General features: G+C 65.6%; 19 protein-coding genes. 14 read left to right on the plus strand and 5 right to left on the minus strand.

What is annotated here, in order from left to right:
- Window positions 1–2 precede the first annotated feature (2 nt).
- The 4 genes from V5F67_RS18370 to V5F67_RS18385 all read left to right on the plus strand — a co-directional run bounded on the left by V5F67_RS18370 (window position 3) and on the right by V5F67_RS18385 (window position 5935).
- The gene (locus V5F67_RS18370) at window positions 3–1454 is read left to right on the plus strand and encodes an ATP-binding protein (RefSeq protein ID WP_394020845.1); all 1452 of its coding nucleotides are present in this window, start codon (window positions 3–5) and stop codon (window positions 1452–1454) included.
- Entirely contained in the window at window positions 1444–2766 is a 1323-nt protein-coding gene (locus tag V5F67_RS18375; protein WP_394020843.1) for a sigma-54-dependent transcriptional regulator, read from the plus strand. Before V5F67_RS18370 ends, V5F67_RS18375 begins: the two co-directional genes overlap by 11 nt.
- A 173-nt stretch (window positions 2767–2939) precedes the next feature.
- Window positions 2940–3461, plus strand: a complete 522-nt coding sequence (locus V5F67_RS18380) for an arsenate reductase (azurin) small subunit (protein ID WP_394020842.1) — start codon at window positions 2940–2942, stop codon at window positions 3459–3461.
- 11 nt (window positions 3462–3472) lie between these two features.
- The gene (locus V5F67_RS18385; protein ID WP_394020841.1) at window positions 3473–5935 is read left to right on the plus strand and encodes an arsenate reductase (azurin) large subunit; all 2463 of its coding nucleotides are present in this window, start codon (window positions 3473–3475) and stop codon (window positions 5933–5935) included.
- 47 nt (window positions 5936–5982) lie between these two features.
- Here V5F67_RS18385 and V5F67_RS18390 read toward each other — a convergent pair whose 3' ends face one another.
- A complete protein-coding gene (locus V5F67_RS18390; RefSeq protein WP_394020840.1) occupies window positions 5983–6831 on the minus strand; it encodes a sulfite exporter TauE/SafE family protein in 849 nt (282 codons plus the stop codon).
- Window positions 6832–7057: 226 nt separating this feature from the next.
- Here V5F67_RS18390 and V5F67_RS18395 point away from each other — a divergent pair, with 226 nt between their 5' ends.
- A complete protein-coding gene (locus V5F67_RS18395) occupies window positions 7058–8011 on the plus strand; it encodes a helix-turn-helix transcriptional regulator (protein WP_394020839.1) in 954 nt (317 codons plus the stop codon).
- 59 nt (window positions 8012–8070) lie between these two features.
- On the opposite strand, the gene pstB is transcribed toward V5F67_RS18395, so the two are convergent.
- The 4 genes from pstB to V5F67_RS18415 form a co-directional block, all read right to left on the minus strand.
- Window positions 8071–8880 (minus strand): phosphate ABC transporter ATP-binding protein PstB, encoded by an 810-nt coding sequence (gene pstB / locus V5F67_RS18400; protein ID WP_394020838.1) that lies wholly within the window; start codon window positions 8878–8880, stop codon window positions 8071–8073.
- Window positions 8881–8909: 29 nt separating this feature from the next.
- Window positions 8910–9845: a phosphate ABC transporter permease PstA gene (gene pstA / locus V5F67_RS18405; RefSeq protein ID WP_394020837.1), complete on the minus strand. Its 936-nt coding sequence runs from the start codon at window positions 9843–9845 to the stop codon at window positions 8910–8912.
- A gap of 10 nt (window positions 9846–9855) precedes the next feature.
- Window positions 9856–10707, minus strand: coding sequence for a phosphate ABC transporter permease subunit PstC (gene pstC / locus V5F67_RS18410; protein ID WP_394020836.1), 852 nt, complete (start codon window positions 10705–10707; stop codon window positions 9856–9858).
- A gap of 193 nt (window positions 10708–10900) precedes the next feature.
- On the minus strand, window positions 10901–11902 hold the full coding sequence (locus V5F67_RS18415; protein ID WP_394020835.1) for a PstS family phosphate ABC transporter substrate-binding protein: 1002 nt from the start codon (window positions 11900–11902) through the stop codon (window positions 10901–10903).
- A gap of 544 nt (window positions 11903–12446) precedes the next feature.
- On the opposite strand from V5F67_RS18415, the gene pstS reads away from it, so the two are divergent.
- The 9 genes from pstS to phnE (V5F67_RS18460) all read left to right on the plus strand — a co-directional run bounded on the left by pstS (window position 12447) and on the right by phnE (V5F67_RS18460) (window position 21164).
- Window positions 12447–13475: a phosphate ABC transporter substrate-binding protein PstS gene (gene pstS / locus V5F67_RS18420; RefSeq protein ID WP_394020834.1), complete on the plus strand. Its 1029-nt coding sequence runs from the start codon at window positions 12447–12449 to the stop codon at window positions 13473–13475.
- A 43-nt stretch (window positions 13476–13518) separates the two neighbouring features.
- Window positions 13519–14406, plus strand: coding sequence for an arsenate reductase/protein-tyrosine-phosphatase family protein (locus V5F67_RS18425; RefSeq protein WP_394020833.1), 888 nt, complete (start codon window positions 13519–13521; stop codon window positions 14404–14406).
- Window positions 14407–14481: 75 nt separating this feature from the next.
- Complete coding sequence (gene arsB / locus V5F67_RS18430) at window positions 14482–15543, plus strand: ACR3 family arsenite efflux transporter (protein ID WP_394020832.1); 1062 nt, start codon at window positions 14482–14484, stop codon at window positions 15541–15543.
- A gap of 88 nt (window positions 15544–15631) precedes the next feature.
- Window positions 15632–17023, plus strand: a complete 1392-nt coding sequence (locus V5F67_RS18435) for an FAD-dependent oxidoreductase (protein WP_394020831.1) — start codon at window positions 15632–15634, stop codon at window positions 17021–17023.
- Window positions 17024–17105: 82 nt separating this feature from the next.
- Window positions 17106–17627, plus strand: coding sequence for an arsenate reductase ArsC (locus tag V5F67_RS18440; protein WP_394020916.1), 522 nt, complete (start codon window positions 17106–17108; stop codon window positions 17625–17627).
- Window positions 17628–17702: 75 nt separating this feature from the next.
- A complete protein-coding gene (gene phnD / locus V5F67_RS18445) occupies window positions 17703–18674 on the plus strand; it encodes a phosphate/phosphite/phosphonate ABC transporter substrate-binding protein (protein WP_394020830.1) in 972 nt (323 codons plus the stop codon).
- A 14-nt stretch (window positions 18675–18688) separates the two neighbouring features.
- Window positions 18689–19543, plus strand: coding sequence for a phosphonate ABC transporter ATP-binding protein (phnC, locus tag V5F67_RS18450; protein WP_394020829.1), 855 nt, complete (start codon window positions 18689–18691; stop codon window positions 19541–19543).
- Window positions 19540–20346: a phosphonate ABC transporter, permease protein PhnE gene (gene phnE / locus V5F67_RS18455; protein WP_394020828.1), complete on the plus strand. Its 807-nt coding sequence runs from the start codon at window positions 19540–19542 to the stop codon at window positions 20344–20346. Before phnC ends, phnE (V5F67_RS18455) begins: the two co-directional genes overlap by 4 nt.
- Window positions 20346–21164 carry a phosphonate ABC transporter, permease protein PhnE gene (gene phnE, locus V5F67_RS18460; RefSeq protein ID WP_394020827.1) on the plus strand — a complete coding sequence of 273 codons (819 nt, stop codon included), beginning with the start codon at window positions 20346–20348 and terminating at the stop codon, window positions 21162–21164. Before phnE (V5F67_RS18455) ends, phnE (V5F67_RS18460) begins: the two co-directional genes overlap by 1 nt.
- The last annotated feature ends 9 nt before the right edge of the window (window positions 21165–21173 follow it).

Consider the following 21173-nt stretch of genomic DNA (forward strand, 5'->3'; position numbering starts at 1 on the left):
CCATGATCGCGCGCCTCGATCCCCGCCAGTGGCCGCTCACCCTTAAGGTGCCTCTGGCGGTGGCTGCGCTCATGGTGCTCGTGGGCCTGATCCTCTCCGAGCGCGTCCTCAGTCGGCTCGGCGAGACGCAGGAGCGCCAGTTGCGCGCGCTGGTACAGACCTATCTCGACGGCCTGTCCTCCGCTGTCGTGCCGGCCATTCTGAGGGACGACGTTTGGGAAACCTATGATGCCATCGTGCGGGCCCAGGCTCTCAACAAGAGCCTCCATCCCCGGAGCACGGTGATCACGGACGCGGAGGGCCTCGTGATCGCGGCGGCCGATCCGCGCCGCTTCCCTGTGGGCGCGCGCTTGCCCTCCGATCTCGCTTTTGTTGCTACCGGGCGGGATTTCAGCTTCGAGGCCGGCGCGCGCGTGGCCACCGCGACACGCATCCTCTCCTATCCCGGCCGCATCGTCGGGATCATTCACGCCACCTTCGACACCAGCCATCTCGCTGCGGAACGGCGCGACATCGTCCTCACCCTGGTTGCGACCAACGGGATCTTGACCCTCGTGCTCGCTTCGGCCGGCTGGTTCCTCGTCGCCCGCATGATGGCGCCCGTTCGCACGCTCTCCAGGCACCTGGGTGCGGCGAGCGCGGGGCGGGCAACGCCCGTGCCCTCCGACGCGCTTGCGCGCAACGGGGCGGAATTTGCGCGTCTCTTCCACGCCTACAATGCGCTGGTCGCGTCCATGGACGAGCGCGAGGATCTCGCCCGGCAGCTCGCCGACGAGCATCGGCTCGGCAGCTTGGGGCGTCTGGCGTCCGCCCTCGCGCACGAGATCAACAACCCCCTGGGCGGGCTCGTCAACGCAGTGGCGACGCTGCAGGCCCACGGACACCAGGCAGCAGTCCGCAAATCCTCGCTGGGGCTTATCGAACGCGGTCTCGTCGGCATCCGTGACGTGGTGCGCACCACCCTGGCGCTCTACCGGCCCGAGCACGCGCCGCGCGACTTCACCATGGCCGACTTCGACGACCTGCGGCTGCTGGCGACCCCGCAGGCGCGTCGGAAAGGCGTCACCCTGAAGGTCTCGAACGACGTGAAGGCTTCGCTCCCGCTGCCGAGCACCCAAGTGCGTCAAGCCGTCCTGAATCTGCTCCTGAACGCGGTCGCCGCGGCTCCGACGGGCAGCGAGGTCGTCGTGGAGGCATCGATCGAGCCAAGGGAGCTCCACGTGATCGTGTCGGACCAGGGCTGCGGCCTGCCGGAACCCGCGGCGCGCCTTCTGGCCTCAAGCGAGGCATCTGCTGGACCTCCCTGGGGCGGCGGGCTCGGCTTGTGGACGACCCGACGCATCCTCGACGACCTCGGCGCCTCGGCCGTGGCCGAGAGGCCGGCCGCCGGCGGCACGCGCATCCGCCTCCTGTTCCCTTTCGATCGGACACCGGAGATGGCCCATGTCGCATGAGGCGCCCGTCATCGGCCTCGTGGAGGACGATCCCATCATGGGCGAGAGCCTTGCGCAGCGGCTTGCGCTCGAGGGGATGAAGGTGCGGTGGTGGCGGACCGGCCGGGAAGCGGTGACGGATATCCGCCGAACCCGTTTCGGGGCCATCGTATGCGACATCCGCCTTCCGGACCTTGATGGAGAAGCGGTATTCCGGGAAGCGGTGCAGCTGCCCCAGGCCCCGCCTTTCCTGTTCGTGACCGGGCATGGTGACATCGATCAGGCGGTGCGCCTGATGCGGTCGGGCGCGGCGGATTACGTCACCAAGCCCTTCGAGATGGACGACTTCCTGATGCGGCTCGGCGACCTCCTGCAGCCGGCGAGCACCGCTGACGCCGGCCTGCTCGGTATCTCGCCTGCCATCCGACAGGTGGAAGCGCTGCTCTGCCGGGTGGCGCGGCTTTCCTCCAACGTGCTCGTCACGGGAGAGACGGGGACGGGCAAGGATGTCGCCGCCCGGTTTCTCCACGCGCAATCGGGACGCGCCACCTCCCCCTTTGTCGCCGTCAACTGTGCCGCGATCCCGGCCGATCTCATGGAAAGCGAGCTCTTCGGGCACGAGCGCGGCGCCTTCACCGGGGCCGCGCAGCGCCACCTCGGCTATGTGGAGCGGGCCGGCGAAGGCACGCTTTTTCTCGACGAGATCGGGGAGCTGCGCCTGGATCTGCAGGCCAAGCTCCTGCGGCTGATCGAGGGCCGGACGTTCCAGCGGGTCGGCGGCGAGCGGGAGATCGCCTTCCGCGGCCGCATCGTGTGTGCCACCAATGCCGACCTCGCCCAGCGCGTCGCCAACGGGCAATTCCGCGAGGACCTCCTTTACCGCATCAACGTCGTGAGCATCCGCCTGCCGCCTCTGCGGGAGCATCCGGACGACATTCCCTGGCTCATGGAACGCTTCTTTGCCGAATTCGGCACGCGGCCCGGAACGAGCCTGAAGGGGATCGGTGCGCTTGCCGAAGAGGCGGCGTTGCTGCACCCCTGGCCCGGCAACGCGCGGGAGCTGCGCAACCGCATGGAGCGTGCTGTCGCCCTTGCGCTCGGGCCCTGGCTGATGCCGGGGGATCTCTTTCCCGAACACGCTGGCGAAAGCAACGGCGCCTCAACCAGGATCGGCTCGCTGGAAGCCGCGCGCCAAGACGCCGAGAAGCGCCATATCCTCCGCGCCCTGGCGGCGACCGGCGGCGAGCTCTCCGCCGCCGCCCGTCTCCTTGCCGTCGGACGCACGACGCTGTGGGAAAAGATGCGGCGGCTCGGCCTGAGCAACGACGGCTGACGATTTGTTCGGATTTCCGGACGGACGGCGGCGCACCATGTTCGGCGCAGCGGACACAAAGACTTTCAGCATCGAGATAACCACCTGATTTTCTTTCTGAATGCTTCCTGGCCCAGCTCCTGCACAGGATATCGCGTCCGCGAAGGACCAAAACACCCTGGGAGGGAGCCGCAATGAAGGGATGCTCGATCCTCGCCGATGCCGGCCGCCGTCGATTCCTGACCGGCGCTGGCCTTGCGACCGCAGGCGCCGCCGTCGCCACCGTCCTGCCGGCCGAAGCCAAGACACCGCCTTCGGCCGCCCTGGTGAGATATCCGGCGACCCGTCTTGCCAATGTGAAGGATCTCAAGGTCAACGACCCGATGGATGTGGCCTATCCGGACGCGGATGCGCCCGGGGTCTTGCTAAAGCTGGGAACCCGCGTGCCCGGAGGCGCCGGCCCTGATGGCGACATCGTGGGATTCACGACGGTCTGCCCCCACAAGGGCTTTCCGCTTTCGTACAAGACGGCAGACAAGACATTGAACTGCCCGGGCCATTATTCGCGGTTCGACTGCGAGAAGGGGGGCCAGCAGATCTGGGGCCAGGCGACGCAGAACTTGCCGCAATACGTGCTGCGCGTGGACGCGAAGGGCGACATCCATGCCGAAGGCGTGGACGAACTCATCTACGGCCGCCTCTCCAACGTGCTCTGAGGGAGGATGACATGGCTTACAAGCGCCAGATCGGCCAATTGCCCATCATCCCGGCCAATGCAACCGTCCACAACGTCGTCTGCCACTATTGCATCGTCGGCTGCGGCTACAAGGCCTATAGCTGGGACGCCCGATATGAAGGCGGCACGGCGCCCTCCGACAATGCCTTCGGCGTAGACCTCTCCAAGCAGCAGCCGGCGGAGACCGCGGCCTGGTATGCGCCGTCCATGTACAATATCGTCAAGCAGGACGGGCGGGACGTGCACATCGTCATCAAGCCCGACAAGGCGTGCGTCGTGAATTCCGGCCTCGGCTCCGTGCGCGGAGCGCGGATCGCCGAGATGAGCTATTCGCGCCAACGCAACACCCAGCTCCAGCGCCTCACCGATCCCCAGGTCTGGCGCTATGGCCAGCTTCAGCCGACCAGCTGGGATGACGCGCTCGATCTCGTCGCCCGCGTGACGGCGGCGGTCATCGCCGAGCAGGGCGAGGACGGCCTCTTCGTCTCCGCCTTCGATCATGGCGGCGCCGGCGGCGGATACGAGAACACCTGGGGCACCGGCAAGCTCTATTTCGGCGCCATGAAGGTGAAGAACATCCGCATCCACAATCGCCCGGCCTACAATTCGGAAGTCCATGGCTCGCGCGACATGGGTGTGGGCGAGCTCAACAATTGCTACGAGGACGCCGAGCTCGCCGACACCCTGGTGGCGGTGGGCACCAATGCGCTGGAAACCCAGACCAATTACTTCCTGAACCACTGGATCCCGAACCTGCGCGGAACCTCCCTCGACAAGAAGAAGGCCGAGTTCGGCTCGGAGCCGGTGACGAAGGCACGCATCGTCCTCGTTGATCCGCGCCGCACCGTCACGGTCAATGCCTGCGAGGTGGAGGCGGGCAAGGAGAACGTCCTCCATCTCGCGCTGAATTCGGGAACCGACCTGATCCTGTTCAACGCCTGGCTCACCTATGCGGTGGAAAAAGGCTGGCTCGACAAGGCCTTCATCGCCGCCTCCACCAGGGACTTCGAGAAAGCGGCGGCAGCCAACAAGGTGAGCGTGGCGGAAGCGGCCCGCGCCACCGGCCTCAGCGAGGCGGACATCGTCAAGGCCATCACCTGGATCGCCGAGCCCAAGACCGGCGGAGCGCGCCGGCGCGCCATGTTCGCCTACGAGAAGGGCCTCATCTGGGGCAACGACAACTACCGCACCAACCAGGCCCTGGTGAATCTCGCCCTCGCCACCGGCAATGTCGGGCGGCCGGGCGGCGGCTGCGTGCGCATGGGCGGCCATCAGGAGGGCTATTCGCGTCCCTCCGACGCCCATGTGGGCCGGCCGGCGGCCTACGTGGACAAGCTGCTCATCGAGGGCAAGGGCGGCGTGCATCACATCTGGGGCTGCGACCACTACAAGACCACGCTCAACGCCATGGCGTTCAAGCGCGCCTACAAGATGCGCACCGACCTCGTGAAGGATGCCATGAACAGTGTCCCCTACGGCGATCGCGATGCCATGGTGGCTGCCATCATGGACGCCATCCGCAAGGGCGGGCTGTTCAGCGTCGACGTGGACATCGTGCCGACCCATATCGGCGAGGCCGCCCACGTGATGCTGCCCGCCGCCACCTCGGGCGAGATGAACCTCACCTCCATGAACGGCGAGCGCCGCATGCGCCTCACCGAGCGCTACATGGACCCGCCCGGGCAGGCCATGCCCGACTGCCTCATCGCCGCGCGGATCGCCAACCACATGGAGCGCATTCTTCGCGCCATGGGGAAGGCGGAGGCGGCGGACAAGTTCAAGGGCTTCGACTGGAGGAGCGAGGAAGACGCCTTCATGGACGGCTATCACGGCCATGAAAAAGGAGGCGAGTTCGTCACCTATGATCGCCTGCGAACCATGGGCACCAACGGCTTCCAGGAGCCCGCCACGGCATTTGCGGACGGCAGAATCGTCGGCACCAAACGCCTGTTCGCCGACGGCAGGTTCAACAAGCCCGACGGCAAGGCGGTGTTCGCGGAAACCAAATGGCGCGGGCTCCAGGCCCCCGGCAAGCAGGCGGAGAAGGACAAGTTCGCCTTCCTCATCAACAACGGGCGGGCGAACCTCGTCTGGCAGAGCGCCTATCTCGATGTGGAGAACGAGCTGGTGATGGACCGCTGGCCCTATCCCTTTATCGAGATGAACCCGCAGGACATGGCCGAGCTCGGCCTCAAGGGCGGAGATCTCGTAGAGGTCTACAACGAGAACGGCTCCACCCAGGCCATGGCCTATCCGACCCCCACGGCGAAGCGGAAGGAGACCTTCATGCTGTTCGGTTTCCCGACTGGCGTGCAGGGCAATGTGGTGTCCGCCGGGGTGAACGAGGACATCATCCCCAACTACAAGCAGACGTGGGGCAACATCCGCAAGATCGCCGACGCACCGGAAGGTGTGCGGCACCTGACCTTCAAGTCGCAGGAATATCCCGCCTGACGGCGGGCATCGTCGGCCGGCGTCGGGCGCGCCGGCCGTGTTCCCCCTCATCCGTGGCGCCACACTTTCAGCGATGAGACGACGAGGATCAGCGCCAGGATGGGAAGCAGGACCTGCTCGGGCACAAGCCCAAGGAGGTGCCCGCCGATGAAGGTGCCGACGATGGAGCCCACCGCCATCACGGCCACGAACACCTTGTTCTGCGCGACGGTGGCGAAGGCGTTGTCGCGGCTGTAGCGGGTGAAGGCGACGATCATGGTGGGCAGGCTCACGGCCAGAGACAGGCTGCCGGCCAGCTTGATGTCGGCGCCGAAGAGGAGCACCAGCGTCGGGATCAGCAGCTCGCCGCCGGCCACGCCCATGAGCGAGGCCACCACGCCGATGACGAAGCCCGCCACGACGCCGGCGCCGATCAACCAGGGACCTGATAGCAGCGCGGACGCCGCCGTCGATCCGTGGCCGAACAGGAGGGCGATGGCGATCAGCACCAGCAGCACGGCCAGCACCCGATAGAGGGTGCGGGAACTGAGCCGCGTGGCCCAGCTTGCACCGAGCCAGGCCCCCAGCAGACTGCCCGCCAATAGATTAAGGACGATCGCCCAATTATCGGCAATCGCGCCAAATGGCACCGTCGCGGCGCGGAACGGGAGCGCGGTGGCGACGACGATCAGGCTCATGGCCTTGTTGAGGATGACGGCTTCGAGCGCGCGGAACCTATAGGGTCCGATCAACAGCGGCAGACGGAATTCCGCCCCACCCAGCCCGATGAGCCCGCCGAGCAAACCGATGACGGCACCGCCGGCGAAGGCCGGCACCGGCCGCCGGCTAGGGGCGGCATCGTGCTCATCAGGGTCGGCAGCAGGCTGGGGCGGCAGCGGGATGGATTTGGGCGACATGATTGGGACTCCGGCGATGACCGCGCGCCGAGGCGTGCGCTATACATGAAATGATATGAAATTAGATGAAATGAGTGGAGTGTCGGCTCAGTCGCTTCTCTATCTGCATTAATCGCGTTGAGTAAGAGTGCACTTGCTGGAAAAGCGCAATCCAAGTGGTGGCTAAGGAGTGTCAATTTGTGCCAAACTAGATGAAATGGAATGAGGTGATACGCAGGATTCGCCCATGGAGACGCGCAACGCTCTGACCGTCGAGGATGTGGCCGGGCAGCTCAACGTCAGCCGCAGCGGCATCTATGCCCTGATCAAGAATGGGGGGATCGGCTTCTACAAGGTTGGCCGCAAGATCCGGTTCACCGAGGCCAACGTGCGCGACTATATTGAGCGCTCCGGCAGGGCCGCACGTTCCCCCGAGCCGGCCGGCCGCCCGGCCTTCGACGAGAACCGGTATTTCGACCTCTCAGCGGAGCGCCGCGCCGGCGACGGTTTCGTCATCTGCGGCCAGGATCTCATCCTCGACATCCTGTCCAATTTCATGCGCATGCACGGCGTCATGGCGCTCAGGGCCTATATCGGCAGCTATGACAGCCTCGTCTCGCTCTATTACGGCAAGGTCTCGGTGGCGAGCGCGCATCTGTGGGACAGCGCGGGCGACGACTACAACGTGCCTTATGTCCGCGCCCTGCTGCCGGGCGTGCGCTGCGTGGTGGTGAACGTCACTTACCGCATGCAGGGCCTCTATGTCGCCAAAGGCAACCCGAAGAACATCCGGGCGTGGCAGGACTTCGCGCGCGACGACATCACCATGATCAATCGCGAGAAGGGGGCGGGATCGCGGGTGCTGCTCGACGAGAACCTCAAGCTCAACGGTCTCTACGGCAGCCGCATCAAGGGCTACGACAACGAGACCCAATCCCATCTCGCCGTGGCGAGCGCGGTCGGCCGCGGCGACGCCGACGTGGCGGTGGGAATGGAGAAGGTCGCCCGCCAGGTGGAGAATGTGGACTTCGTCCCGCTGAAGAAGGAGCGCTACGACCTCGTGGTCCAGAAAGAGCACGTCGACATGCTGGAGGTCGCGACCATGCTCAAGATCCTGCGCTCGGAGCGGTTCCAGAACGAGTTCAAGAGCATCGGCGGATACGACATTACCGACATCGGGAAGATCGTTGCTGAAACCTGACACCGAATCTAGCGCGGTCCCCGCAGACCCTCGGTGTCGATCTCACGCACCAGATTTCCTCAGCCGTACCGGCCGGTGACGTAGGCCAGGGTCCGCTCCTGGGCTGGCGCGGTGAAGATGCGGCTGGTGACGTCGTATTCCACCATGTGGCCGAGATGCATGAAGGCGGTGAAATCCGAGATGCGGGCCGCCTGCTGCATGTTGTGGGTGACGATCACGATGGTGTAGGCGCCCCGCAACTCGTCCATCAGTTCCTCGATCTTTGCGGTGGCGATGGGATCGAGCGCCGAGGTCGGCTCGTCGAACAGGATGAGCTCCGGATCGGGAGCGAGGGCCCGGGCGATGCACAGGCGCTGCTGCTGGCCGCCGGACAAGCCATAGGCGGATTCCTGCAGGCGGTCTTTCACCTCGTCCCAGAGAGCGGCCTGGCGCAGCGCCGCCTCGACGCGCCCGTCCACCTCCGAGCGGCTTCGGATGCCGCGGATATGGAGGCCCGACGCCACGTTCTCATAAACCGACTTCGGGAATGGGTTGGGCTTCTGGAACACCATGCCGATGCGCAGGCGCGCGAGCATCGGATCGACGTTCGACGCAACGATGTTGATCCCCTCCGGATAGAGGATGATCTCGCCCTGATACCGGTTGCCCGGATAAAGATCATGCATGCGGTTGAAGCAGCGCAGCAATGTGGACTTCCCGCAGCCCGAGGGGCCGATAAGGGCGGTGACCTTGCCCTCGACGATGGGAAGCTCCACGCCCTTGAGCGCCTGATTGTCGCCGTAGAAGAAATTGAGGTTGCGAACGGAGGCTCGCAACGGCGCGGGCGCCTTGCCAGCCAAAGCGTCCATTGCGGTGGTCACGGCTGTCATCTCGTTCTCCGAAGGGCCGGGAGTCAGCTTCACCGCATGCTCCGGCGGATCTTGTAGCGCAGCCAGATGGCCACCGCATTCATCAGGAGCGTCATGGCCAGCAGGATGAGGCCGGTGGCGGCGGCGTTCACATGGAACGCCGCCTGGGGGCGCGACACCCAGTTGAACATCTGGATCGGCATCACCGTGAAAGGGGAATTGAGCCAGGCGAAATTGATGAAGGGAAAGGCATCCTGCACCGGCGGAGGTGGCAGGAAGGCGATGAAGGTGAGCGCGCCGATGGTGATGATGGGCGCCGTCTCGCCGATGGCCCGCGACATGCCGACGATGGCCCCGGTGAGGATGCCGGGACGCGCCGCCGGCAGGATATAGCCGCTCACCGTCTGCCACTTGTCGGCACCGAGCGCATAGGCACCCTCGCGGATCTCGAGGGGAATGGAGCGCACCGCCTCGCGGGTGGCGACGATGATGATGGGCAGGATCAGGAGCGCCAGCGTCATGCCGGCCACCAGGATGGTCTGGCCCATGGCGAAGCTCTGCACGAACAGGCCGAGCGCGAGCAGGCCATAGATGATGGACGGCACGCCGGCGAGGTTGGTGACGTTGATCTCGATGAGATGGGTGATCCAGTTCCGCGGCGCATATTCCTCGAGATAGAGGCCGGCAGCGACCCCGAGGGGCACCGCGAGCACGGCGGTGACGAGCATCACCAGTGTCGTTCCCACCCAGGCGGACAGGATGCCCGCCTCAGAGGCCCGCCGGGAGGGGAAGCTCATGAGGAAGTCGAGGTCGATGCGGCCGAGCCCATCAACCATGAAGTCCACGATGAGCGAGAGCAGCACGACCATCGAGACGACGAGGACGCCGAGGCCGAGGATCGCGAAGTTGCGGTCGGAGCGATGCGCCCGGGCGATGATCTCGGCATCGGAGCGGCGGTGGGAGGACGGCGATGCGATCGGCTTCACGGCATGCCCCTCAATAGACTTCACGGTACTTCCGGCGCAGCCAGAAGGCGACGATGTTGAAGGCGAAGGTCATGAGGAACAGCATCATGCCGGCGGCGAAGATGGTGAGGTAGGCGATGGATTCGTGCGGGACGTCGCCGAGGCTAATCTGCACGATGTAGGCGGTGATGGTCGCGGCCCCCTCCAGGGGATTGAGGGCGAGCTTCGCCTGCTGGCCGCCGGCGATGGCCACCACCATGGTCTCGCCCACCGCACGCGACATGCCGAGGATGTAGGCCGCCGTCACGCCGGAGAACGCGCCGGGAATCACCACCCGCACTGCCGTCTGGAGCCGCGTGAAGCCGAGGGCGTAGGCGCCTTCCCGTAGTTCGCCCGGCACCGCCCGCATGGCGTCTTCGCTCACCGAGACGATGTAGGGCAGGATCATGATGCCCATGACGATGCCGGGCACCAGCAGGTTGAAGCCCGCGAGGCCCGGAATGAAGGTCTGGAAGATGGGCGTGAGGAACAACAGGGCGAAATAGCCGAACGCCACCGTGGGCACGCCGGCGATGAGCTCCAGGAACGGCTTGATGGTCTCGCGCACCTGCGGGCGGGCGAATTCCGACAGGTAGATGGCAAGCACGGTTCCCGCCGGAATCGCGACGATGAGCGCGATCAGAGAGCTCATGAGGGTGCCCGACACCAGCGTCATGATGCCGAAATGCTTGTCCTGGAATACCGGCGTCCACTGGGTGTCGGTGAGGAAATCGACGATGGAGACCTGCGCGAAGAATTTGATGCTCTCGGAGAGCAGCACATAGACGATGCCCGCCGTCACCAGCACCGAGAGGGCGGCGCTGAGGAACAGGACAATGCGCATGACACGGTCCACCACACGCCGCCGCGCGAGGAAGGCGGGTGAGACCGTCAGGCGCGGTCGTCCTGTTCTGCCCTGGGTGATCATGGCTTCGATAAAGCTCGCTTCCTCTTGGGAGGGGAGGCGCCGGAGCGCCTCCCCCGAAAGCTGGATCCGATCAGATTGAATTCATCCGGTCGGCGCGTGCTCCCACGCGTCAGTAGACGAGCTTCTCCTTGACGAGGTCCTCCACCGAGACACCCACCTTCGAGCCGGTGAAGCCGGTGCCGATCTCCCGCTTCTTGAAGCGCTCCTGGAACACCTTCAGGGCGCTCTCCGGCAGGGGCACGTAGCCCACTTCCTTGACCAGCTCGACCGCGTGCTTCGGGTCCTGGTAGAACTCGACGAACTTCGCCACCTCCGGGCGGGTTTCGGCCGCCTTCTTGTTCACATAGATGAAGATCGGCCGCGACAGGGGCTGGTACTTGCCGGTGCGGGCATTCTCGACCGACGGCTCCACGGCGGGCGCGGCGTCATCGACCTTGATCTTCACCGCCTTCAGCTTGCCGGTGTTCTCTTCATAATAGGCGAGACCGAAGAAGCCGAGGGCGTTCGCGTCGCCCGCCACGCCCTGGACCAGGACGTTGTCATCTTCCGACGCGGTGAAGTCGCCGCGGCTGGAGTGCTCCTTCCCGACGATGGCGGCGGTAAAATAGTCGTAGGTGCCGGAATCGACACCCGCGCCGTAGAGCACCAGCGGGCGGTCCGGGTAGCTGTCGCGGACCTGCTTCCAGTTGGTGATCTTGCCCTGGGCCTCAGGCTCCCAGATCTTCTTCAGGTCCGCGACTGTCATTTCGCTCGCCCAGGTGTTGGACGGGTGGACGATGACCGTGAGCGCATCGAGGGCGACCGGCAGCTCGATATATTCGATGCCGGCCTCCTTGCAGGCCTTCTGCTCGGCGGAGGTGATCGGGCGCGAGGCGTCGGAGATGTCGATCTCTCCGCGGCAGAACTTTTTGAAGCCGCCGCCGGTGCCGGAGATGCCGACCGTCACCTTGATATCCTTGTTCACCTTCTGGAATTCCTCGGCCATGGCTTCGGTCACGGGGAACACCGTGGATGAGCCGTCGACCTTGACCAGTGCCTGAGCGGCCGCCCCGTTGAAGGCCGCGCCGGTGGCGAGCAGCGCGAAGGCGCTCGCGAAAGTGATGATCTTCATGAGGATGCCGTCTCCCTGGACAGTGCCGCTAGGGCCTCTGACGCTCGCCTAGCCTCACGGGCTCTAAGCAAGTCGTGTAACGATCTCATGACAATTTGTGTATATCGAGCGATATGCGTGAATCAACAGAGATTTTATCAAAATTGATTTGATGTATTTCTCGCCGATTTTCGGCGTTATGCGATATTGTTTGCAGGTAAATAACATCGGCCTGCGATGAATTATTGCAGCTTTATCGATCTGACCAGACCCGCGTCAGCGGATACGACTTATTGAAATGCCTGACGAAACACCCATTGTTCGTTGCAGCGCCCGAGCAAATTCGCCGCTCAACCTCGCCGGCAAATCGCGTCTACACCACATCAATTCTATTGGTATCGAAATATCGACAATTATACTATCGCAGCGGAAGGGGCGGCGCGCGTGGCGTCACAAGAGTGACACGAAGGCCATATAGCGATCTGTCCACTCCTATCGACATAACGACTCATATGGAGCTATCTGTCTCCAGCGACATGTCGCGAGGACCCAAGGGAGGCCAGCCGTGAATCGCATTCTTGCCTGGACAGCCGCGGCTGCGCTCGCGGCCCTATCGACGCTCGCGCCTGCGGCGCACGCCGCGGAGGTGCGGGGCGCTGGCTCCACCTTCGCCTATCCCATCATCTGGAAATGGGCGGAGGTGTTCCGCGAGCGCACCGGACACCTCGTGGGATACCAGTCGGTGGGCTCGTCATCTGGCATCAACCGCATCAAGGACGGCGTGGTGGACTTCGGCGCGTCCGACAAGCCGCTCAAGCCCGAGGAACTGGAGAAGTCCGGTCTCGGCCAGTTCCCCATCGTGTTCGGCGGTGTCGTACCGGTGTTCAACGTGGACGGCGTGGGACCCGGCCAGCTCCGCTTCACCGGCGCCCTTCTCGCCGACATCTATCTCGGCAAGGTCACCACCTGGTCCGATCCCGCCATCAAAGCCCTCAATCCCGACGTCAAGCTCCCCGACGCGAAGATCGTGGTGGTGCACCGTTCCGACGGATCGGGGACCACGTTCAACTGGGTGTCCTACCTTGCCAAGGCGAGCTCGGAGTGGAAGCAGCAGGTCGGCGAAGGCAGCGCCGTCGCCTGGCCGGTGGGGTATGGTGCGCGGGGCAACGAAGGGGTCTCGAGCGAGGTCAAGCGGGTCCCGAACTCGATCGGCTATGTCGAATACACCTATGTGGTGCAGGTGAAGCTGGCCTACGGCCTCGTGCAGAACCGCGCCGGCAAGTTCATCGCGCCCAGCGCGGCGGCGTTCCAGGCGGCGGCGCTGAGCTTCGACTGGGCCAGCGCCAAGGACTTCTTCGTCGTCATCACCGATTCCCCCGCCGCAGATGCCTACCCCATCGCGGCGACCACCTTCGCGCTCATGTACCGCGAGCCCAAGGTGCCGGCGAACAGCCAGGCCGCCTTCGAGTTCTGGCGCTTCGCCCTCGGCGACGGCGAGAAATTCGCGTCTGAGCTCGGCTATGTTCCCTTGCCGCCCGCTCTGGTCCAGCAGGTCAAGGACTATTGGATCAAGACCTTCAAGGGTGGCGCCTGAGGCGCATGGGCTGACGCGAGCGGCATTCGAACGGTGAGGCGAGATGGACGAGACGAAGCTCAATGCGGAAGACGCGACGCGGATCTTCGATGCGCTATCCCAAGGCACGCGCTTCGAGACCTATCGTCTTCTGCTGCGCTATGTGCCCTACGGGCTACCGGCGGGCGACATCGCCCGCCTGCTGGCGGTGGCGCACAATACCATGTCGGTGCATCTCGGCCTGCTGGAGCGTGCCGGCCTCGTCACGTCGCGGCGTGAGGGGCGGTCCATCATCTATGCCGCCAGCCTGTCCACCGCGGGCCCGGTCCTGAGCCAGTTGATGGCAGAGATGGGCTTTGCGGTCTCTCCCCGCTGCGGGACAGGTCCCGCGGCCTTTCCGCAGCTGCGTCCCGTCGCCGCGAACAATCGCGTCTACAACGTGCTGCTGGTCTGCTCGGCCAACTCGGCGCGGTCGCTCATCGCCGAGGCCCTGCTCAATCGCGAGGGACGTGGGCGATTCAGGGCCTTTTCCGCGGGGAGCCGGCCGAAGCACAAGCCGCACCCCATGGCGATCGCCATGCTCCAATCCCTCGGCTACGACGCCTCCGCTCTCACGTCCAAGAGCTGGGATGCCTTCGCGGCGGACGACGCGCCAGAGATGGATTTCATCATCACCACCTGTGACACCGCGGCTGGCGAAATCTGTCCGGCTTTCCCGGGGCACCCGCTCCGGGTGCATTGGGGCCTGCCCGATCCGGTCCTCGTGAAGGGAACCGAAGCGGAGCAGAAGGCCGCCTTCCTTCAGACCTACCGACACCTCGCCACACGCATGTCCGCCTTCGTGAATCTGCCGTTCGAGCAGCTCGATCTTGCCTCGCTCAAGGCGAGCCTCGCCGAGATCGGGCGGATGGAAGGGGCGACCGACCTCACGCTGTCGGGGCAGGCGGCATGAGGGGTCTTCCTGCCGTCATCTGGTCCGCCCATGCTGGCGACGGACCCCGCGAGCCAATGCTGGAGAAACGCGCCCGTGTCCATCTTTGAACGATATCTCACCATCTGGGTCTTCTTGTGCATCATCGCCGGCGTTGCGCTCGGCGCGCTGGCGCCGTCCGTCTTCCAGGCCATCGGCTCGCTGGAGGTGGCACGGGTGAACCTGCCCGTGGCGCTCCTCATCTGGCTGATGATCGTGCCCATGCTGGTGAAGATCGACTTCTCGGCCCTGAAGCAGGTGGGCCGGCACTGGCGCGGCATCTCGGTGACGCTTCTCGTCAACTGGGCGGTGAAGCCGTTCTCCATGGCCTTCCTCGGCTGGCTGTTCATCGGCCACCTGTTCCGGCCCTATCTTCCGGCCGACCAGATCGACAGCTACATCGCCGGCCTCATCCTGCTCGCCGCCGCGCCCTGCACCGCCATGGTGTTCGTGTGGTCGAACCTCACCCGCGGCGAGCCCCATTTCACCCTCTCCCAGGTGGCGCTCAACGATGCCATCATGATCGTCGCCTTCGCCCCTGTGGTGGGGCTTCTACTGGGCCTGTCCTCCATCACCGTGCCATGGGACACGCTCATCCTGTCGGTCGTGCTCTATATCGTCGTGCCGGTGATCGCAGCGCAGTTCCTGCGCGGGCGCATCATTTCGGCTGGTGGGCAAGCCGGTCTCGATCGTCTCCTCGGCGTGCTCCAGCCGCTCTCGCTGGTGGCGCTGCTCGCCACCTTGGTGCTGCTGTTCGCCTTCCAGGGGGAACAGATTCTCGCCCAGCCGCTGGTGATTGCCCTCCTCGCGGTGCCGATCCTGATCCAGGTCTATTTCAACTCCGGCCTCGCTTATCTCCTGAACCGGATCAGTGGGGAGGAGCATTGCGTGGCGGGACCCTCCGCGCTCATCGGCGCCTCCAACTTCTTCGAGCTCGCCGTGGCCGCCGCCATCAGCCTCTTCGGCTTCAAATCGGGGGCTGCGCTCGCGACGGTGGTCGGCGTGCTCATCGAGGTGCCGGTGATGCTCTCCGTGGTCTGGATCGTGAACCGCTCCAAGGACTGGTACGAGCGGGGCCAACCGAGCGTCTCGAAGGCGGGCGGCGAACCCGCGAAGTGAGGATGGGCGCCGCGACCGGCCCGGCCAGCGGCGTTCCTCGCAAATCAACCGGTGTTGTCCGCATCCGCCCTAAACGGAGAGTTCGATCATGCCTCGCCTGCTCATCGTCGGCGCCAGCGATGCCGGGATCAGCGCGGCCTTGCGCGCCAGGGAGCTGGCGCCCGGCTGGGAAGTGACGATCGCCGCCTCGGACCGCTTTCCGAACTTCTCCATCTGCGGCATCCCCTACTTCCTGAGCGGGGAGGTCCCCGCGGTATCGGATCTGGCGCACCGCAAGGCCGCCGACATCGAGGCGCTCGGCATCGAGCTGCTGCTCGAGAGCCCGGTGGAGGCGATCGACCCATCGAGCCGGACCGTCCGCGTCCGCGGCTTCAGCGAACGGCGCTATGACGCGCTGGTCCTGGGGACCGGCGCGACCTCGATCCGTCCGCCGATTGCCGGCCTTGATCTTCCCGGCGTGTTCCTGCTGCGTTGGATGTCCGACACCTTCGCCTTCGACGCGTTCCTGTCGTCCCGGGCGCCCCGGCGGATCGTGATCGTGGGGGGCGGCTATATCGGTCTTGAAATGGCCGAGGCCATGACGCATCGCGGCATCGCGGTCACGGTGGTCGAGATGGCGCCGAACGTCATGACGACAATCGACCCAGATCTGGGAGAGCTGGTGGCGCGCGAGCTCAAGGCCCACGGCGTCGATGTCGTCACGCGGCAGCCGGTCTCCTCCATCTCGAACATGGCGGACGAGCTTGTGCTCGAAGGACCGGGTGGGTTCCGCCGGACCGCCGACATGGTGCTGGTCGCCGCGGGGGCCCGTCCTGAGACGGCTCTGGCGCAGTCGATCGGTGCACGACCAGGCTTCCGCGGCGCGCTTCAGGTCGACAGGAGCATGCGGACGGGCGTCCCCCATGTCTATGCCGCCGGCGACTGCGCCGAGACCTACCACCGCATCACCCGTGCGAACACCTACCTGCCTCTGGGCACGACAGCGCATAAGCAGGGGCGCGTCGCGGGCGAGAATGCCGTCGGCGGGGATCGCCAGTTCCAAGGCAGCCTCGGCACCCAATCCGTCCGCATCTTCGGCCTCGTCGTGGCCCGCACGGGCTTCCACGACCGCGACGCCACCGCGGCGGGCTTCGCCCCCCTGTCGGTCGATACGGTCTCCTGGGACCACAAGGTCTATTATCCGGGCGCCAAGGAAATGACGATCCGCGTGACCGCCGATCGGACGAGCAGCCGGCTGCTCGGCGCGCAGATCGTCGGCGCTTACGGCACCGAGGTTTCCAAGCGGATCGACATATTTGCAGCCGCCATCCACCATGGGATGACGGTTGAAGAGGTCAGCGATCTCGATCTCAGTTACACACCGCCCTTGAGCAGCCCCTGGGACCCGGTTCAGATGGCCGCGCAGGCCTGGAGCCGCAGGGCAAGGAACCACGACCTGATGTCGACGTCCGCGAATGATGTCGTCGAGGTGCGGGCCTGATGCCCGTCCGGAAAATCTCCTGGTTGATCTCCACGGAACCGTCCGTTTCGCGCGAGGGCTCCCACAGCCGCAGGATGACGCGATGACCACGAAGAACGTCCTCTTCCTCTGCACCCATAATTCCGCCCGGTCCATCCTCGCCGAGGCGATCCTGAACGCGAAAGCCAAAGGCCGGTTCAAGGCCTTCTCGGCCGGCAGCGCGCCCAAGACCGCGCCCAATCCCGACGGCCTCGCACTCCTTGCCGAGCGCAGGCACCCGGTGGAAGGCCTGTCCTCGAAGACCTGGCAGGTGTTCGCGGAACCCAGCGCGCCGCCGATGGATATCATCATCACCGTGTGCGACAGCGCGGCCGGGGAGGCCTGTCCCGTATGGCCGGGCCATCCGGCGACCGCCCATTGGGGCATCCAGGACCCGTCGGCACAACCGGGTGATGCCGCGGTGCGGCGCAGCGCCTTCGAAGCGGCCTATGCCCAGCTCGAAGAACGGATCGAGCGTCTTCTCGCGCTGCCCGAGGGCCTCGATGGCGATGCGCTCAAGGCCGCCCTGGCGCAGATCGGCGCGACCTCGACCGGGGCGACCGACGCCGCCCGGTCGGCCGCATGACCCGCGTGATTCCTTAACCGCTGTCCGAAACCGAAATCCGCGTCACTTGCCGCGATCTGATCGCCGGAGGGTTCCATGGCATCCATCCCGTTGCTGGCCCGTGTTGCGCTCGTCGTCTCGAGCATCCTCGCAACGAGCCCGGCTTTCGCCGAAAGCTTCAAGCTCGACCCGCGCTTTTCCGATGCCAACGGCGACATGGTCGCCGATACGCCGTCGGATCCTGCGAAGCAGATCGATCCCGACACCCTGATCTTCGCCTACACGCCCGTGGAAGACCCGGCGGTCTATGCCAAGGTCTGGGCGGAGTTCATCGACCACCTCGCCAAGGTGACAGGCAAGAAGGTGCAATTCTTCCCCGTGCAGTCCAATGCTGCGCAGCTCGAAGCCATGCGCGCCGGGCGCCTGCATGTGGCGGGCTTCAACACCGGCTCCAACCCCATCGCGGTGGCCTGCGCCGGTTTCGTGCCCTTCACCATGATGGCGTCGAAGGACGGGGAATACGGCTACGAGATGGAGATCATCACCTATCCCGGGGCCGGCGTCGCCAAGGTAGAGGACATCAAGGGAAAGAAGATGGCCTTCACCTCCGAAACCTCCAATTCCGGCTACAAGGCGCCGTCCGCGCTGCTGCGCTCGCAGTTCCACATGGAAGCCGGCAAGGACTTCGAGCCGGTCTTCTCCGGCAAGCACGACAATTCCATCATCGGCGTCGCCAACAAGGACTACCCGGCCGCGGCGGTCGCCAACTCGGTGATGAAACGCATGATCGCGCGCGGCGTCATCAAGCCCGAGCAGGTGGTGAGCATCTACAAGTCGCAGACCTTTCCCACCACCGGCTACGGCTACGTCTACAATCTGAAGCCCGAGCTGGCGGCCAAGGTGAAGGAGGCCTTCTTCAGCTTCGACTGGGAGGGCACGGGGCTTCAGAAGGAGTTCAAGGCGGCCGAGCCTCCGCAGGAGAAGTTCATCCCCATCTCCTTCAAGGAGCACTGGGCGGTGGTGCGGCAGATCGACGAGGCCATGGGCGTCAGCTACGCCTGCAAGTGAGCCGGGGTCGGAAGATGCTGACCATAGCAGGCCTGTCGAAGCGGTACGCGCGGGGCGACAAGGCGCTCGACGACGTCTCGGTCAGCATCCCGGCCGGCGAGGTGGTGGGACTCATCGGCCCCTCCGGTGCCGGCAAGTCGACCCTCATCCGCTGCGTGAACCGGCTGGTGGAGCCCACGTCGGGATCCATCCGCCTTGGGGACACCGAGATCACCCGTCTCGGCCGCGCCGCCCTGCGGCAGGCCCGCAGGCGGATGGGCATGATCTTCCAGGAATATGCCCTGGTGGAGCGCCTCACGGTCATGGAGAACGTGCTCTCCGGCCGGCTCGGCTACGTCGGCTTCTGGCGGGCCTTCCTGCGGCGCTTTCCGCAGGCCGACATCGACCGCGCCTTCGCGGTGCTGGAGCGCGTCGGCCTCACCGATCACGTGGACAAGCGCGCCGATGAGCTTTCCGGCGGCCAGCGCCAGCGCGTGGGCATCGCCCGCGCCTTGGTGCAGGAGCCCGACATCCTGCTGGTGGACGAGCCCACCGCCAGCCTCGACCCCAAGACCTCGCGCCAGATCATGCGACTGATCGTCGAGGTGTGTGCCGAGCGGCAACTGGCGGCCATCGTCAACATCCACGATGTGGCGCTGGCGCAGATGTTCGTCCAGCGCATCATCGGCCTCAAGGCCGGGCGCATCGTGTTCGATGGCGCGCCCGATGCGCTCGACACCGCTGCCCTCACCGCCATCTATGGCGAAGAGGACTGGTCGCGCACCATCCGCGAGGCGGAGGACGACGCGGTGGAAGAAGCCGCCGCCCAGGATGCGGTCCGCCTGGTGCGGGCGCAGGCGACGCCTTCCCCCCTGGCGAGGGCGCTGTGAGCGTCGCATCCGTTCCGGCGCGCCGCTGGCGGCCGCAGCCGCTCATCGCCAATCCCTGGCTGCGTTATGCGCTCATTGCCGGTGCGGCGTTCTATCTGGTCCTCGCCCTCGGCAGCGTCGAGCTCAATTGGGCGCGCCTCTCGGACGGCTGGGCGCGCGGCCTGCGCTTCGTCTCGGGCTTCCTGGAGCCGAACTTCTCCCGGCGTTGGGACGACATCCTCCAGGGCATGATCGAGAGCCTGACCATGACGGTGACCTCCACCGCGGCCGGCATCGCCCTTTCCGTGCCCATCGGCATCGGTGCCGCCCGCAATGTCGTCCCGCGTGCGGTCTATTTTCTCTGCCGAGCCATCATCGCCGTGTCGCGCTCGCTGCAGGAGATCATCGTCGCCATCCTGCTGGTGGCCATGGTAGGCTTCGGGCCGTTCGCCGGCTTCCTCACCTTGTCGTTCGCCACCATCGGCTTCCTCGCCAAGCTGCTGGCGGAGGACATCGAGGACATCGACCCGGCCCCCGTGGAGGCGATCCGCGCCACGGGCGCGCCCTGGCCGTCGCTGATCGCCTTCGGGGTGCTGCCGCAGGTGGCGCCCCGCCTCCTCGGGCTCTCGCTCTACCGGCTGGACATCAACTTCCGCGAGTCCGCGGTCGTCGGCATCGTGGGCGGGGGCGGCATCGGCGCGACGCTGAACACCGCCATCGACCGCTACGAGTTCGACAGCGCCGCCGCGATCCTCCTTCTCATCATCGTCATCGTGATGGCGAGCGAATATGTCTCCGGCCTCGTGCGCGGACGGGTGAAATAATGCCGGTCATCGCCCGTCCCGAAGGCCGCAGAACCTGGCAGCGGCACACCCCGCGCGGCGAGATCGCCGTGTGGTTCGGCTGGCTTCTTGCGATCGCCTTCACCGTATTCTGCTGGCGGGTGATGACGGAAGGCACGATCTGGGCTTTCGTGTGGGATGCCCCCACCCAGGCCGCGGACATCGGCGCGCGCATGTTCCCGCCGCGCTGGTCCTACTTTCCGGCGCTGCTCAAGCCTTTGTGGGACACGCTCAATATCGCCACCCTCGGCACGCTTGCTGCGATCGCTTTGTCGGTGCCGGTGGCCTTCCTCGCCGCGCGCAACACGACGCCCAGCGCCACCGTTGTGCGGCCGCTGGCGCTCCTCGTGATCGTCGCCTCACGCTCCATCAATTCGATCATCTGGGCGCTGCTGCTGGTGGCGATCCTCGGGCCGGGGGTGTTGGCCGGCATCGTCGCCATCGCGCTGCGCTCCATCGGCTTCATCGGCAAGCTGCTCTACGAGGCCATCGAGGAGATCGACGAGACCCAGGTGGAGGCGATCCGCGCCACCGGCGCCTCGGGTGCCCAGACCCTTGCCTATGGGATCGTGCCGCAGATTATGCCCGCCTTCGCCGGGATCAGCGTGTTCCGCTGGGACATCAACATCCGCGAATCCACCGTGCTCGGCCTCGTGGGAGCGGGCGGCATCGGACTCAACCTCGAAAGCTCGCTCAACACGCTCGCCTGGCCCCAGGTGACGCTGATCCTCATCGTCATCCTGGCGAGCGTGGTCCTGAGCGAGTGGGTGTCCGCCAAGGTGCGGCACGCCATCATCTGAAGACAGGAA

It is taken from the genome of Xanthobacter pseudotagetidis (assembly GCF_043194795.2).
GTDB classification, from domain to species: domain Bacteria; phylum Pseudomonadota; class Alphaproteobacteria; order Rhizobiales; family Xanthobacteraceae; genus Xanthobacter; species Xanthobacter tagetidis_A.